Annotated in this window: 8 protein-coding genes; 4 read left to right on the top strand and 4 right to left on the bottom strand. The window is 43.6% G+C overall.

Going from position 1 to position 15,300, the window contains the following annotated elements; translation table 11 throughout:
• The first annotated feature begins 298 nt into the window (after positions 1 to 298).
• The gene (gene rfaH, locus PL85_RS09300; RefSeq protein WP_013857303.1) at positions 299 to 799 is read left to right on the top strand and encodes a transcription/translation regulatory transformer protein RfaH; all 501 of its coding nucleotides are present in this window, start codon (positions 299 to 301) and stop codon (positions 797 to 799) included.
• Between the two features lie 81 nt (positions 800 to 880).
• On the opposite strand, the gene asnB is transcribed toward rfaH, so the two are convergent.
• The 4 genes from asnB to nagA all read right to left on the bottom strand — a co-directional run bounded on the left by asnB (position 881) and on the right by nagA (position 6,857).
• Positions 881 to 2,545 carry an asparagine synthase B gene (gene asnB / locus PL85_RS09295; protein WP_017045499.1) on the bottom strand — a complete coding sequence of 555 codons (1,665 nt, stop codon included), beginning with the start codon at positions 2,543 to 2,545 and terminating at the stop codon, positions 881 to 883.
• Between the two features lie 272 nt (positions 2,546 to 2,817).
• Positions 2,818 to 4,404, bottom strand: coding sequence for a cation:proton antiporter family protein (locus PL85_RS09290; RefSeq protein WP_017045500.1), 1,587 nt, complete (start codon positions 4,402 to 4,404; stop codon positions 2,818 to 2,820).
• A 99-nt stretch (positions 4,405 to 4,503) separates the two neighbouring features.
• On the bottom strand, positions 4,504 to 5,718 hold the full coding sequence (gene nagC, locus PL85_RS09285) for a DNA-binding transcriptional regulator NagC (RefSeq protein ID WP_026028126.1): 1,215 nt from the start codon (positions 5,716 to 5,718) through the stop codon (positions 4,504 to 4,506).
• 2 nt (positions 5,719 to 5,720) lie between these two features.
• Positions 5,721 to 6,857 (bottom strand): N-acetylglucosamine-6-phosphate deacetylase, encoded by a 1,137-nt coding sequence (gene nagA / locus PL85_RS09280; RefSeq protein WP_026028127.1) that lies wholly within the window; start codon positions 6,855 to 6,857, stop codon positions 5,721 to 5,723.
• Between the two features lie 489 nt (positions 6,858 to 7,346).
• On the opposite strand from nagA, the gene nagE reads away from it, so the two are divergent.
• The 3 genes from nagE to PL85_RS09265 all read left to right on the top strand — a co-directional run bounded on the left by nagE (position 7,347) and on the right by PL85_RS09265 (position 15,207).
• Positions 7,347 to 8,834: an N-acetylglucosamine-specific PTS transporter subunit IIBC gene (gene nagE / locus PL85_RS09275; protein ID WP_013857296.1), complete on the top strand. Its 1,488-nt coding sequence runs from the start codon at positions 7,347 to 7,349 to the stop codon at positions 8,832 to 8,834.
• Between the two features lie 327 nt (positions 8,835 to 9,161).
• Entirely contained in the window at positions 9,162 to 10,832 is a 1,671-nt protein-coding gene (gene glnS / locus PL85_RS09270; RefSeq protein ID WP_115339635.1) for a glutamine--tRNA ligase, read from the top strand.
• A gap of 226 nt (positions 10,833 to 11,058) precedes the next feature.
• Positions 11,059 to 15,207 (top strand): FimV/HubP family polar landmark protein, encoded by a 4,149-nt coding sequence (locus PL85_RS09265; protein ID WP_115339636.1) that lies wholly within the window; start codon positions 11,059 to 11,061, stop codon positions 15,205 to 15,207.
• Positions 15,208 to 15,300: the final 93 nt, after the last annotated feature.

Here is a 15,300-nt window from a genome sequence, read left to right as displayed (position 1 = left end):
AAGCGGAGAAGAGCCGAAAAATTGTGCTTTAGATATACATGGGCTTTTAGCGTATCGCAATGAGTAAAATCAGTATTTTATTCTGGCATTATTAACTAACTCATTGTTTTTAAAATGCATGTCTATCAATGCTCAAAGTTTTGTTGCGTTATGAAAACTTATCTTTCATTACTGATTATTTGAATTTGCCTTGTTCGGACATTAAGGGTTTATTTTTGTGTTCAGTTTATTAGCCGTTTATTGAGGAGGAGGATGGTGTTAGGATTCAAGAAAAAGAAAAGCAGTAGCTAGGAATAAAATGAAACGTTGGTATTTGTTGTATTGTAAACGTGGCGATCAGAGGCGTGCTAAAGCACACCTTGAAAACCAAGGTGTCGAATGTTTCTACCCAGAAATTGAACTAGAGAGAATTCTTCGGGGTAAGCGGCAAGTTGTCAAAGAGCCACTTTTTCCCTCCTATATGTTCATTTACTTTGATTTTGAAATTGGCCCAACCTTTACTAGTGTGCGCTCTACTCGCGGTGTGGTTGATTTCATCCGATTTGGTTCACATCCGAAGGAGTTGGACAGTGATTTGATCGAGGAATTGAAGTTACTCGACCAGTTAAAATTACCGGTAGCATCGTTCAATATTCCAGAAAAAGGGCAGGTAGTTCGACTTAAGGGTGGGCAGTTCTCAGGAATTGATGCCATTTACCAAGAGCCCGATGGTGAGACGCGATCGATTATGCTGGTTAAAATGATCAGCCAAGTGATACCGATGAGCATTGATAATAAGCATTTAGAATTAGATTCGTGATTGACTCTCTACAGTAAGCTCTTTAGACAAATAAAAGGCGCATTTTGCGCCTTTTATTTGCTTTATTAGCCAGCGTTTTGGTTAGTACGCTTCATTATGCACCGCTTTGACAGCTCGGCCTGACGGGTCAATACAATTTTTAAAGGATTCATCCCACTCAATTGCTTTGGCGGAAGAACAAGCTACAGAAGGACCTCCAGGAACGCATTGTGCAGCAGACTCTAACGGGAACAGCTCTTCGAAGATCTCGCGGTAAACATACCCTTCTTTTGTCGCTGGAGTATTATATGGGAAGCGGTATTTTGCTGTTTCCATCTGTTGATCGGTAACTTTTTCTTCAGCAACACTCTTTAGTGTGTCAATCCAGCTATAGCCCACACCATCGGAAAATTGCTCTTTTTGACGCCAAGCAATCGAGGCTGGCAGATAATCTTCAAAGCACTCACGTAGAATGTGTTTTTCCATCTTGCCATTGCCACACATTTTGTCAGCAGGGTTAAGCCTCATTGCAACATCAATAAACTCTTTGTCTAGGAAAGGAACGCGTCCTTCCACTCCCCAAGCCGCTAAAGATTTATTAGCGCGAGCACAGTCAAACAAGTTCAACGCCAGCAGTTTACGCACAGTTTCTTCGTGGAATTCTTGCGCGTTTGGTGCTTTGTGGAAGTATAAGTAACCACCGAAGATCTCATCCGCTCCTTCGCCGGAAAGTACCATTTTGATACCCATAGCTTTGATTTTCCGCCCCATCAAATACATCGGAGTAGAGGCTCGAATTGTCGTCACGTCATACGTTTCAATATGGTAAATAACATCACGAATAGCATCTAAACCCTCTTGGATGGTATAAGTCATTTCGTGGTGTACAGTGCCAATTTTTTCAGCCACTTCACGAGCCGCTTTAAGGTCTGGAGCACCGTCTAAACCCACCGCAAAAGAGTGAAGCTGTGGCCACCATGCTTCTGATTGTTCATCATCTTCAATTCGCATTGCGGCGTAACGTTTCGCAATGGCTGACGTAATTGAAGAGTCCAATCCTCCAGAAAGCAAGACACCATAAGGTACATCTGTCATCAGTTGGCGCTTTACGGCCGCTTCTAATGCTTGTTTTAGCTCTTCTTTACTGCTGCTATTGCCTTGGACTGCCGCATATTCATTCCAATCTCGAATATAGTAGCGCTGTGCGCCTGCCTCTTTCGAGCTGTAGTAACTACCAGGAGGAAATTCACTGATAGTTTTGCAAATGCTTACCAAAGCTTTCATTTCGGATGCAATGTAGTAGTTACCGTGTTCGTCATGGCCTTGGTAAAGAGGAATGATACCAATATGGTCACGCCCGATGAGGTACTCATCTTTTTCTTCATCATAGAGCACAAAGGCAAAGATACCGTTGAGTTCTTCAAGCAGCGCGGCACCCATGTCTGCATAAAGCGCTAATATCACTTCACAGTCAGAGTCGGTTTGAAAATCGTATTTGCCTTGGTAACGAGCACGAATTTCTTTGTGGTTATAAATCTCACCATTGACCGCTAATATGTGCTTTTTATTTGGGCTGTAAAGTGGTTGTGCGCCGCTGTTTAAACCGACAATAGAAAGGCGCTCATGAGCCAAGATTGCTTTTTCTGAAGCATAGATGCCAGACCAATCAGGGCCGCGGTGACGCATTTTTTTAGACATCTCTAGCGCTATTGGGCGTAACGCTGTTGCATCACTTTTAATATCAAGAATGCCAAATATAGAACACATACAACTTCCTTTTGATGATTTTTAATCTGTTGGACCTAATTTGCCATTCTGGTTAAAAAAAGCAACCATATGGTGTCGTTAATATCACATAAGATGCATCTTGGTGAATTTTATTTAAGTAATGGGTGCTTTATATGGATTTTTTCTATTTGTTTTCTATTTTTGAGCGATGGTGGGTAAATTATGCCCAACTAAGCTCTGGGGCCGTATTGAGTTGGGCATAGAAATGACAATGTTTTACCTAAAAATTGCGATGGCTTACCTAGACATTATTACGGTTTAGTAAAATTAGGTTGGAGCTGTTTACATACGTGACGGGCAAAACCGCTACCCGCTTCGCTATAGATGTTGAATGCCGCATCAACACCACTTTCTAATAGTGATTCCAATTGGTCTGGGTATTCGGCGATGGCTGCGATTTGACCTTTAAAATTACGGTGTTGTAACTGCGATAGCGCGATTTGGTTACCCTGATGATGCGGCATAGCAAGCAGTACGAGTTTTACATTACCAGTGTCTAGAATGCGCTCCCAAAAATCAGGGTCGGTTGCATCACCAGCAATAACATTGCGCCCTTGTGAGCGGTGATCATGAGCAACTTCTTCTCGGACTTCTATGCCTAAACTTATTTTGCCATAACGAGAGCGCAACTCATCATATGCACCGGTACCGATGCGGCCCATCCCTAATATGAGTACCTGGGCATGGCCTGGATTAATTAATTGATCTTTGGTGTTGAGTTTTTCAGCGGCATGTTCTTTTAGCCATTGCCGTGAATGTTGATAGAGTTCATGGCCTTTACGGCTTATTGGGGCTGCGATTACAAATGAAATGGATACCGCAATGGCCAGTGCGACCAATATATCACCCGACATCCATCCCATTTTGAAAGCAAGCCCCCCCACAATCAGTCCGAATTCACTGAAATTGAATAAAGACAAGGTGGCTAACAGTGAGGTTCTCACTCGGAATTTAAAGCGGTTGAGTACCCAAAAATAGAGGATACCTTTGATGGGAAGCAGCAGTAAGAGCAACAATGCGAGCGCAAACCCAGTCATTGTGGGCTGTTCTGATAGTCCAATATTGAGGAAAAAGCAGACGAGAAACAGCTCTTTTAGATTAAAGAGTGATTTTGACAGCTCAGATGCTTTGCGATGGCCTGCTAGCAGCATGCCTAAAATCAGAGCACCAAGATCGGGTTTCATCCCAACCAATTCAAATGATCCTGCTCCGACCACTAAGGCAAAAAATATACCAAACAGAACAAGCATTTCACCGTGACCAACCCAGTCGAGCAGTTTGTAAAATAGTGGCCGCATAAAGGGTAGGATCAATAAAGTGGCAGCGTACCAATGAGGAAGTTTTCCTGTCGAGACGGTTAAAAATATGACAGCAAAGATATCTTGCATCACAAGAATACCGATGGCGATAGTGGCGTATGTCGCGTTCATTTCTCCTTTCTCTTGCAGTGATTTCACCGCAAAAACAGTACTGGAGAATGACAAAGCAAAACCAAGCAGAACTAATTGTTCAATTGACATGGAGGCCAGAGAGCTAACCCCTAAATATTTGAATATCAATAAAGCAATGCTGAAAATCCCTGTCGAAAGGAGGTTATGAACCGTGGCACCAGCCCAAATCTCTCTCGCAAGTAAGGTTTTAATCTCTAGCTTAAGTCCAATTGTGAACAGCAATAAGGTAACCCCTAGATCGGCTAGGGTCAGAATGGTATCGCTGCTGTGGTAGCCAGCAGCATTAAGGCCAAACCCAGCAACTAAAAAGCCAACCAACGGAGGTAAATTGCATTTCAAGGCAATAAACCCTGCGAAAAAAGCCGTTGAAATTAGGATAAGTTCCATAAATTCCTTTAGTAATGCTTTGGTTTAAAAATAATGTTTTGGTTGTAAAAAAGGCTGTGTCATGACGACACAGCCTTTTATTATAATTCAATCGGTTGCTTAATCGCCAAGTAATTTTTGAAGTAAAACACCATTTAACATTGCCCGTTTAATCATAGCAAATGCACCTATGGTTGGTTGTTTATCAATCTGCGACGCGACTATGGGTAAATTGGTGTGGAAAGTTTTGAGTGATTGATTCTCTACATTTCGTTGAATCGCGGGGAATACGATCTCTTGAGCGGCTGTAATTTGACCTGCAATTACCACTTTTTGTGGGTTGAACAAGTTAATGGTCATCGCAATGGCTTTACCGAGTTGATTACCCACTCGAATTAAGCTCTGTTTTGCTAGCTCATCACCGAGATTGGCGTGCTCACATACATCATTGATGGTAATGCTCTCTATATTCGCTAGGCTAGATTCATAGCCCTGAGCAATCAGTTTTTTAACACGAGATATAATAGCCGGGTTTGCGGCTACCGTTTCTAAACAGCCGAAATTTCCGCATTGACACTGTTCGCCGAGTGGGTCGATTTGGATATGACCAATTTCACCTACGTTACGGTTATAGCCTAGGAATACTTGACCATTGACGATAATGCCAGCCCCAGTTCCTCGGTGAACGCTGACTAGGATAGAGTCTTGACAGTCTTTGCTGGCACCAAAATAATGTTCGGCAAGCGCCATACCGCGCACGTCGTTGCCAACAAAACATTCAACATGAAAATTATCACGAATGATGTCACCTAAAGCGAGTGCATCAATAGCAATGTTGGGCATGTATTCTACGACACCCGTTTCTGGGTTGACTAAGCCGGGTAGGGCAATACCAATGGCAATGAACTGTTCGATTCGCTCTTGCTGTTGTTTGATAAAGGTATTGAGGTGGAAAAGGAGCCCCTCAATTAATTGTGTTTGGTGAGAATAGTGAAACTCGTGATAGTCCGACGCGAGTTCTTTACCCCCTAAATTATACAGGCTGAGCTGAATGTAATCTCGGCCTAAACGTACGGCGACAGAGTGAAAAGGGGCGACTTCGGTTGTTAAGGAGATGGCTCTACGTCCGCCAGTAGAGGCTTGTTGTGCGACCTCTTTAATGAGGCCGCGTTCTAGAAGTTGGCGGGTTATTTTTGTAACACTTGCTGGAGCAAGTTGGCTCACATCGGCAACTTGAATACGAGATATCGGACCTTGTAGGTCGATCAATCGGTACACTGCTGCGCTGTTGAGTTGTTTGACTAAATCTACGTTACCTATTTGTCCGCCATTCATTATCAATTGTGCTCGTATTGTCCGTTAACAACCGTCGCCTGAACATTGAAGTCTCTATCAAATGCAGTGAGGTTCGCCACCATGCCTTTTTTAACTCGGCCTAGTTTGTGATCCACACCAATTGCTTTTGCCGGATACAGAGTTGCCATCCGCAGAGCTTCGTCCAATGCGATACCAACGTGCTCAACAGTGTTTTGCACTGCCTCAATCATAGTGAGTGCTGAGCCGCCCAGTGTGCCGTTTTCATCAACACACTTACCATCACGGTAATATACTTTCTTACCGACAAAAATAAAGTAATCCATGTTAGCGCCTGCAGGAGCTGTGGCATCGGTCACTAATACAAGCTTTTCGCCTTTGATTTTGTGAGCAATTCTGATGTTAGCATAATCAACATGAAAGCCATCAGCAATAATGCCAGCATAAACTTCTGGGGTGTCATAAATTGCACCAACGACACCGGGTTCACGTCCAACCATCGGCGTCATGGCATTAAATAAGTGTGTGGCAAAGGTGATGCCTGATTCAAAGCTTTTACGTGCTTCAGTATAAGTTGCGTTAGTGTGACCAATCGATACCACAATGCCAGCTTTCACCAGACGTTCAATGTGTTCTGGATTGTTGTGCTCTGGCGCCAATGTCACTTTAGCAATCACATCGCTATTTTCACACATAGTGGCGATCATGTTGTCATCTGAAGGGCGGATGAAATCCACACTGTGAATGCCCTTTTTCATCACATTAAGATATGGCCCTTCAAGGTGTAAACCCAGTGATTGGTTTTTATATTGAGAGTGATATTCACGTGCGGCAGAAATCGCTTTGCGCATGTCTTCGTCTGAAGAGGTGATTAACGTTGGCAAAAAGCTTGTGCATCCTGATTTTAGGTTGGCTTTATGCATGATCTGCATCGTAGTCGCCGTTACTTCATCATTCAGCATCACACCGCCACAACCATTCAATTGCAGGTCGATAAAGCCTGGGCTTAGGTTTGCACCATTTAAATCTTGTGTCGCTATATCTTGTGGTAAATCCGCAATAGGACAGACCGCTTCAATCAACTCGTTGTTGATAATCACAGCATGGTCAACTAGCACATCACTGCCAGTGTAGATTTTACAGTTAGTTAGTGCGTACATAATCATCAAATCCTTATCTATCAATATTTTATAAATTTGGCGAGGCGACGAAATGAAAGGTGGAATGTGCCAGTACGGTGCTTTCTTTTCTTACTTCAATTAGGTCGCGAATTATCTTGCTAGCAAACAGCCAATGCTGGATGACATTAAAATTAAGTGCTCGTTTTGACTGGGTTATTTGATGGTTATAGTTTGCATTTTATACGAAAAAAGCCAGTCGGGGTTGTTTAGCTTACATGCTATTCGACGATGAAACAGGCAAATATTATCGCCTAATTTCCATTTTTTTTAATTGTAAAATAAGTTTTATGATCTTGCTAGCAAAAACCTTGGTATTTGGCAGATTGTGGTGATTATGATCACAAATGATAAGGTTTTAATTTGCGGAGCAAAATTAATATCATAAACTGAGTTTGACTAAATTGAGCGACTAAAATAAGTGGCTCAACCAAATACAAAAAATCCTAAATCCTATAGGGGGAACTTAAGGTGAATATTCTTGGATACTTTCAAAAAGTAGGCAAGGCGTTGATGGTACCAGTTGCCACATTGCCAGCTGCCGCGATACTAATGGGTATTGGTTATTGGATCGACCCAAATGGGTGGGGTTCAAACAGTGCCTTGGCTGCATTCCTGATTAAAGCAGGTGCTGCAATCATTGATAACATGTCTGTACTGTTTGCTGTTGGTGTGGCTTACGGTATGTCTAAAGATAAAGACGGTGCTGCTGCATTGTCGGGGTTTGTTGGTTTCTTAGTCGTGACGACTTTGCTTTCTCCAGGAGCCGTTGCACAGATCCAAGGTATTGATCCAAGCGCAGTTCCTGCTGCTTTTGGTAAAATCAACAACCAGTTTGTTGGTATTTTAGTAGGTATTGTTTCTGCTGAAATCTACAATCGCTTCTCTACTGTAGAATTGCATAAAGCATTAGCCTTCTTCTCTGGCAAACGCCTAGTACCTATTTTGACGTCGTTTGCTGGTATTTTTATCGCCTTCGTTCTGATGTATGTATGGCCGCATGTTTATGGTGGTCTAGTATCGTTTGGTGAATCGATTCAAGGTCTAGGTTCTGCGGGTGCAGGTATCTATGCGTTCTTTAACCGTTTGCTAATCCCTGTTGGTCTTCATCACGCACTGAACTCAGTATTCTGGTTTGACGTTGCGGGTATTAACGACATTCCTAACTTCTTAGGTGGTGCAAAATCTATCGCTGAGGGTACAGGTATCCCAGGCGTAACGGGTATGTACCAAGCAGGCTTCTTCCCTATTATGATGTTTGGTCTACCTGGTGCGGCATTGGCTATTTACCACACATCTACAGCGAAGAATAAAGAAAAAGTTGCTTCTATCATGATTGCAGCTGGTTTTGCTTCATTCTTTACCGGTGTAACTGAACCTCTAGAATTCTCGTTCATGTTCCTTGCTCCTGCACTATATGTATTGCATGCAGCATTGACGGGTCTATCAGTATTCATTGCTGCTTCAATGCAGTGGATTGCGGGTTTCGGTTTCTCTGCAGGCCTTGTGGATATGGTATTGTCATCACGTAACCCACTGGCGGTTAATTGGTACATGCTAATAGTTCAAGGTATTGTGTTCTTTGCTCTCTACTATGTGATTTTCCGTACCGTTATTTTGAAATTTGGCCTTAAAACACCAGGTCGCGAAGATGACGACAGCGATAGCAAAGTATCAGGCGCGAAAGAGTCTTCTGAGCTCGCTAAACAATACCTTAAAGCTCTAGGCGGTCACAGCAACCTATCTAACATCGATGCTTGTATCACTCGCTTACGTTTATCTGTCAATGACATGAGTATTATCGACGAGAAAACATTAAAAGCATTGGGTGCCATGGGTGTGGTGAAACTGGGTACTAATAACCTACAAGTTATCTTAGGCCCTCTTGCTGAAATCGTTGCTGGTGAGATGAAGTCTATCAATGCAAACGAAGATCTTTCTAGCGTGAAACTTCCTTAGTCTTAATCGCAACGGATGATTAGGTTATTTTAAAGCCTCTGCTTTATGCAGAGGTTTTTCTTATTCATCAAATGAGCGCTATTCAAATTTAAGGCTGCCCACAACGGTAGCTTTTGCCTATTTCTTACGCCCTTTGCCTGAAATTTTGCTTAGCCTAGCCAGACAAAAGGCAATGTCTTGAAATAATCGCAGGAAATGCCCACTTTTTATTGTGCAAGAGCGGATAATTGTGGATCATTAGCGACAAACTTTCTGTTTCTGCAAGCATTACGCTCTTACATACAGAAAAATCTTCTGACGATACTAAATAATTTTGAGGTGCTATAGATGAGTGAAGCTGAGGCTCGTCCATCGAATTTTATTCGCCAAATCATTGATAAAGATTTAGCGGATGGCAAACACACAAGTGTGCATACTCGTTTTCCGCCCGAGCCAAATGGTTACCTGCACATCGGTCATGCTAAATCTATCTGCTTAAACTTTGGTATTGCTCAGGACTATCAGGGACAGTGTAATTTACGTTTTGACGATACAAACCCTGAAAAAGAAGATATGGAGTACGTTGAGTCAATCAAAGCCGACGTGAAATGGCTCGGCTTCCAATGGTCTGGTGATGTTTGTTATTCGTCAGATTATTTTGACAAACTATACCAATACGCGGTTGAGTTGATCCAAAAAGGTCTGGCTTATGTTGAAGAGCTCAGTCCAGAAGAGATCCGTGAATATCGAGGTACATTGACCCAAGCAGGTAAGCCAAGTCCGTACCGCGATCGCAGCATTGAAGAAAACCTAGCGCTATTTGAGAAAATGCGCGCTGGTGGTTTCGAAGAAGGCAACGCGTGTTTACGTGCCAAGATTGACATGGCGTCATCCTTCATGGTGATGCGCGATCCTGTGCTTTACCGTGTTCGTTTCGCTGAGCATCACCAAACGGGTAACAAATGGTGCATTTATCCAATGTACGATTTTACCCACTGTATCTCGGATGCCTTGGAAGGGATCACTCATTCAATTTGTACGCTAGAGTTTCAAGATAACCGCCGTCTGTACGATTGGGTGTTGGAAAATATCACGATTGATTGTCGACCACATCAGTATGAGTTTAGCCGTTTAAACCTTGAATACACGGTAATGTCTAAGCGTAAACTAAACCAGCTGGTTACGGAAAAATTAGTGGATGGTTGGGATGACCCACGTATGCCGACGATTTCAGGTTTACGCCGCCGTGGATTCACACCAGCATCGATTCGTGAGTTTTGCAAACGCATCGGTGTGACAAAACAGGAAAATATGATCGAATTCAGTTCGTTAGAGTCTTGTATCCGTGAAGACTTAAACGAACATGCGCCTCGCGCCATGGCGGTTCTTGACCCTGTAAAAGTGGTGATAGAAAACTTTGAGGCGGGTAAAGTCGAGACATTAACGCTGGCAAATCATCCAAACAATCCTGAAATGGGCGAGCGTGAAGTTCCATTCACTCGCGAATTGTGGATTGAACGTGAAGATTTCCGTGAAGAAGGCAACAAGAAATACAAACGTTTAGTGCTAGGCAAAGAAGTTCGCTTACGCGGCGCTTACGTAATAAAAGCAGAGCGCATTGAAAAAGATGCACAAGGCAATATTACGACAATATTCTGCACTTACGATGTGGATACTCTGGGTAAAAACCCGGCTGATGGACGCAAAGTAAAAGGTGTTATTCATTGGGTATCAGCCGATAAAGCCTTGCCAGCTGAAATTCGTTTGTACGATCGCCTATTTACCGTTCCCAACCCGGCGGCGGCTGACAACTTTGCTGAAACCATTAACCCAGATTCATTGGTTAAAATTAATGGTTTTGTAGAGCCTAGTTTGGTGGCGGCACACGCGGAGCAAGGTTATCAGTTTGAGCGCATGGGTTATTTCTGTGCTGACTCGAAAGATTCTAAACCAGAGGCGTTGGTTTTTAACCGCACAGTGGGTCTACGTGACACTTGGGCAAAAATAGACGCAGAGTAAGCTTAAGTACTATTTAAAAAGGTCAGCCAATGCTGGCCTTTCTTTTTATTATGGTACTGTTTTTGTCTGAGCAAGCTCACTTAGCGGGGAAAAATGTGTGAGATTCCTGCGATTATCGTAGTCGTGACACATTTTTTACCTTGCGTCCTATAGTTTTGCTAGCGTTATCCGATATATTAAACAGATCATCGTATTTATTTATTCCAAGCACATAGCTGAGCCTTATATGCGTCAAATTTTTCAGCGTCTACTGTTGCCGATAGCAATGGTTGCCGTGACTCAGACTTCTATCGTTAGTGCCGAGAGCATTCGCCTGGTTGGGCCGAATGGTGAGATCCAGTCTTCTCCTCAATTTTCAGAAAATCTCACTCAAACTCGTAATCTTCAGCAGGCTAATAGCCAACCATCGACGTTTTTTGGGCCAACCTTAGACAGCGACACTTTGTGGTCTATTGCCACTCGACTACGCCCATCGAATAACGTCACTGTACAACAAACCCTGCTGGCCATTTATCGGCTAAACCCTCAGGCGTTCGAAAATCAAAATATTCACAGTTTGATCCCGGGTAGCAACTTACGTGTTCCATCATTGGCACAGGTAAATAGTGCGCCCACCCAAGAAGCGGTCAATATCATGGCCGCGCATCAAGCCAAATTGAATGCTAATACGGCGCAGCCAACAGCGCCTGTTACTGCTGCTTCTACAGCTTTGCCTGAAAAAACAATTGCCTCTACTGTCGCTCAACCAGTTGTTGAAAAGACGAAGAGTGAACCTGTGCTAAAAGATATTGGCACACAAGTTGCGAAATCTGATACTGAATTACTGGCGCTTGAGGAGAAAAATCATAAGTTACGTTTGATGCTGGCAGATGTTCAATCTGAAGTCGATGCACTCAAAGGAGAACTCGGTGACGAAAACCGCATTCGCTCTGAAGTTGAAAAGCTACTTGATGAAGAACGTAGAAAAGCACTAGAGGCGCAAAAGCTTGCACCAAGTGCACTTGATCAACTGCTTTCCAACTCTTGGTTGGTCGCCGCTCTCGCCCTTATTCCTGGTCTGTTAATTGGTTTACTGGTTGTGATGTTGCTTGGCCGCCGATCCAAGCCAACGGAGCAGCCTGTTGTCACTCAAGGTAATCAAGAGCCCATAACGCCAATGGCTGCTGGCAGCCTTGAAGATATTGACGATGATTTAATGCTGGATGATGACTTGTTTGGTGAGTCTGATGATAGTGAGAAGTTATTTGGTGACGACATCACACTGGATGATGAAATCGATGACAATGCTGAGCAAGAATCGGACATTTTTGCCGATTTAGACGATACAGATTTAGACTTCAACCTCGAAGGTGAAGATGGCGAAGACCCATTTGCGAGTATCGGCGATGATGGTGATCTTGCTGCGGATTTAGAAGATTTGACCGCTAGCAGTAACGGCATCAGTGTTGGTGCTGACGAAAAAGCTGTCGGTCTCGATGAGATGGCGCGAGCTTTAGACGAAGCGTTATTAGATGAAGATGATAGCGAAACAGAATTTGATTTATCCGATGATGATGATTCCATCTCTGAAGACGACATTGACGCGTTATTGGCTGGAGATGAGAAAGCTGAAGATCTCGGAAGCGATACTTTAGATCAATCGCTACTTGACGATTTGTTTGCCGCCAATAGTGATGACGATCATCATGATAGTTTTGACTTTGATTCATTATTGGATGAGTCCGAAGATGATTTCAACTTGGATTCAGAAGAGCCCGAGCTAGCAAAAACCGGCGGTAACTTCGATTTAAAAGAAGCAGAGCTAGCGTCGGATAGTGAACTTGATGATCTATTCGCAACGATTGAAGCGCAATCTGACCTCACCTCAATAGAAACTGATTCCTCCACTGAAACAGCGCTGCTGGATGAATTATTAGAAGAGCAAGATGAAGACGTCCTAGCAATTGATAGTGACAGTGTCGAACTGCTCGATGAGCTACTCGGTGATGATGAAGAGAGCGAGACAGACTTATCGGAAAGCACCGACTTACTTGAAGAACTTGTGCAGCCCGATAAAGACATCGCTTCGAGCGAAGAAGATATTGATGATGTTGACTTCACTGGTGATCAAACTCTGTATGAGTTATTGGGTGAAGAAACTACGGAATCCGACATTGAAACCGAGCTGGATGAGAATAGTACAGAGCTATTGGACGAACTATTTACTGACAATGGTTCTGAATCACTTGAGTTTGAAAAGGCAGACCAAGAGCAAGAAGGTGCTGAAGATAAGGATAGTCTCGCTGAAGAAGATGGTACGGCATTATTTGAAGAGTTGCTGGAAATCGAGCAGCATGCTCAGAATATCGAAGAGACCGAACAGCAAAATAGCGAGTTTTTGGATAATGAAAACGATAGCGTTGAAGATTCCGAGTTTAACAGCGACATCTTCATTGACGATCTGCTAAGTGCCGCTCCTGAAAAAGATCCTCTACTGGATGATGAACAGATGGGAGTGGTTGATGGCGACATCGATGAAGAATTTATCGACGACTCATTTGATTTTAACCCAGAAATTGAAGGGGCAAGTTATCCGGATCTGAAGCCGAATGAGGAGCAACCTCTAAGCAGCTCGACATCCCCGGAAAAAATAGAACCCGCACAGGTTAGCAAACCAGAAGTCAGCCCTAACGAATTTGGAGTTCCACAAGATGAAGACTGGGACATTGGTGAGCTAGAAGAGGAAGAACCAAGCCAAGCTGATGTTGAGCCGCTTCAAACCAATTCAGCAGAATCATCGGCAAAGGACCATGTTGAGGAGCTCCACGATGACAAGTTAGTGGAGTTAGAAGAAGAAGATCTCCTTGCTTCCTTTAATGAGCCATCGCTAGAAGAACAGTCACAGAGCGAGCTTTCCGAAGTCCAACTGCCAGAGCAGTCAGAAGAAGACGCGCTGGCGGATGCGATAGCTGAGCCTCAAGAGGCGGCGTCAGAGCCTCTTGCTCAAGAAAGTTTTGAAGCGATTGATGAGCAAGCCTTACCTGAATTCGGTGAAGAAGATGCACTTGCTTCAATTAACGAGCCTCCTCTAGAAGAAGAAAAGGAAGACGAGAGCGACCTTACGGATCTTGAGCTGCCAGAGTACACAGAAGAAGACGCGCTGGCGGATGCGATAGCCGAGCCTCAAGAAGCGGCGTCAGAGCCTGTTGCTCAAGAAAGTTTTGAAGCGATTGATGAGCAGGCCTTACCTGAATTTAGTGAAGAAGATGCACTTGCTTCAATTAACGAGCCTCCTATAGAAGAAAAGGAAGACGAGCGCGAACTTACGGATCTTGAGCTGCCAGAATACACAGAACAAGACGCGCTGGCGGATGCGATAGCCGAGCCTCAAGAGGCGGCGTCAGAGCCTGTTGCTCAAGAAAGTTTTGAAGCGATTGACGAGCAATCCTTACCTGAATTCAGTGAAGAAGATGCACTTGCTTCAATTAACGAGCCTCCTCTAGAAGAAGAAAAGGAAGACGAGAGCGACCTTACGGATCTTGAGCTTCCAGAGTACACAGAAGAAGACGCGCTGGCGGATGCGATAGCTGAGCCTCAAAAAGCGGCGTCAGAGCCTGTTGCTCAAGAAAGTTTTGAAGCGATTGACGAGCAATCCTTACCTGAATTCGGTGAAGAAGATGCACTTGCTTCAATTAACGAACCAGCACTAGAAACAGATCAACAGCCGCTTTTAGAAGATGATGACGCAGACCAATTGCAGAGTGTTTCAAAACAGGAGTTCGATGAGAAAGCCTTAAAAGATTGGCTAGATGAGGAAAGTGTATCTTCTGCGCCATTCTCTTTTGATCGACCATTAGATGCTCGTACCATTGATAGTGCTGGTATGAATATTGATGCAATGTTAGAGGTAGGCGGTGAAGATTGGAACGGTTTTAATTTAACGCCAGATCAACAAGCTTCCATCCCAGATGACGTGCCTGAAGAAGAGCTTGCCGTTTGGAATGATGAGATTCAAACCGACGAGCCTCAAATTCTTGATGAAAACTGGGGAATTCAAGATGAACTCGATGATTTTGAAGCCCAAAAGAGCCAGTACATGACCATCGATGAGCTAATGGCTCAAGTTGAGGGTGAAGAGGGGATTAGCCCTGAAGATGAAGAACTCAAGTTAGATGTTGGTTTAAGTGAATTTCCGGATGTGATTGGTGACATTGGTGATATCGATGTAGACAATAACTCTGAGGCGGCGGGTAAGCTTGACCTCGCCAAAATTTACATCGAGATGAACGATGATAAAGGGGCGATAAAACTGTTAGAGGAAGCCATTGTTGATGGTAGTGATGATATTCGACGAGAAGCGAAATCCTTGATTGACAGCATTAATCGCCGAGCTTAAAAACAAACGAGGCCGTGAATATACGGCCTCGTTGTTATTGAATAGCCTTTTCTGACTTGCAGATGACCTGAACTTCACATTGAAAGTTGTCGG

It is taken from the genome of Vibrio anguillarum, assembly GCF_001989995.2.
Taxonomy (GTDB): Bacteria; Pseudomonadota; Gammaproteobacteria; order Enterobacterales; family Vibrionaceae; genus Vibrio; species Vibrio anguillarum.
The sequence above is the reverse complement of the archived record's forward strand: the minus strand, read 5'-3'. Positions and strand labels throughout refer to the sequence as shown.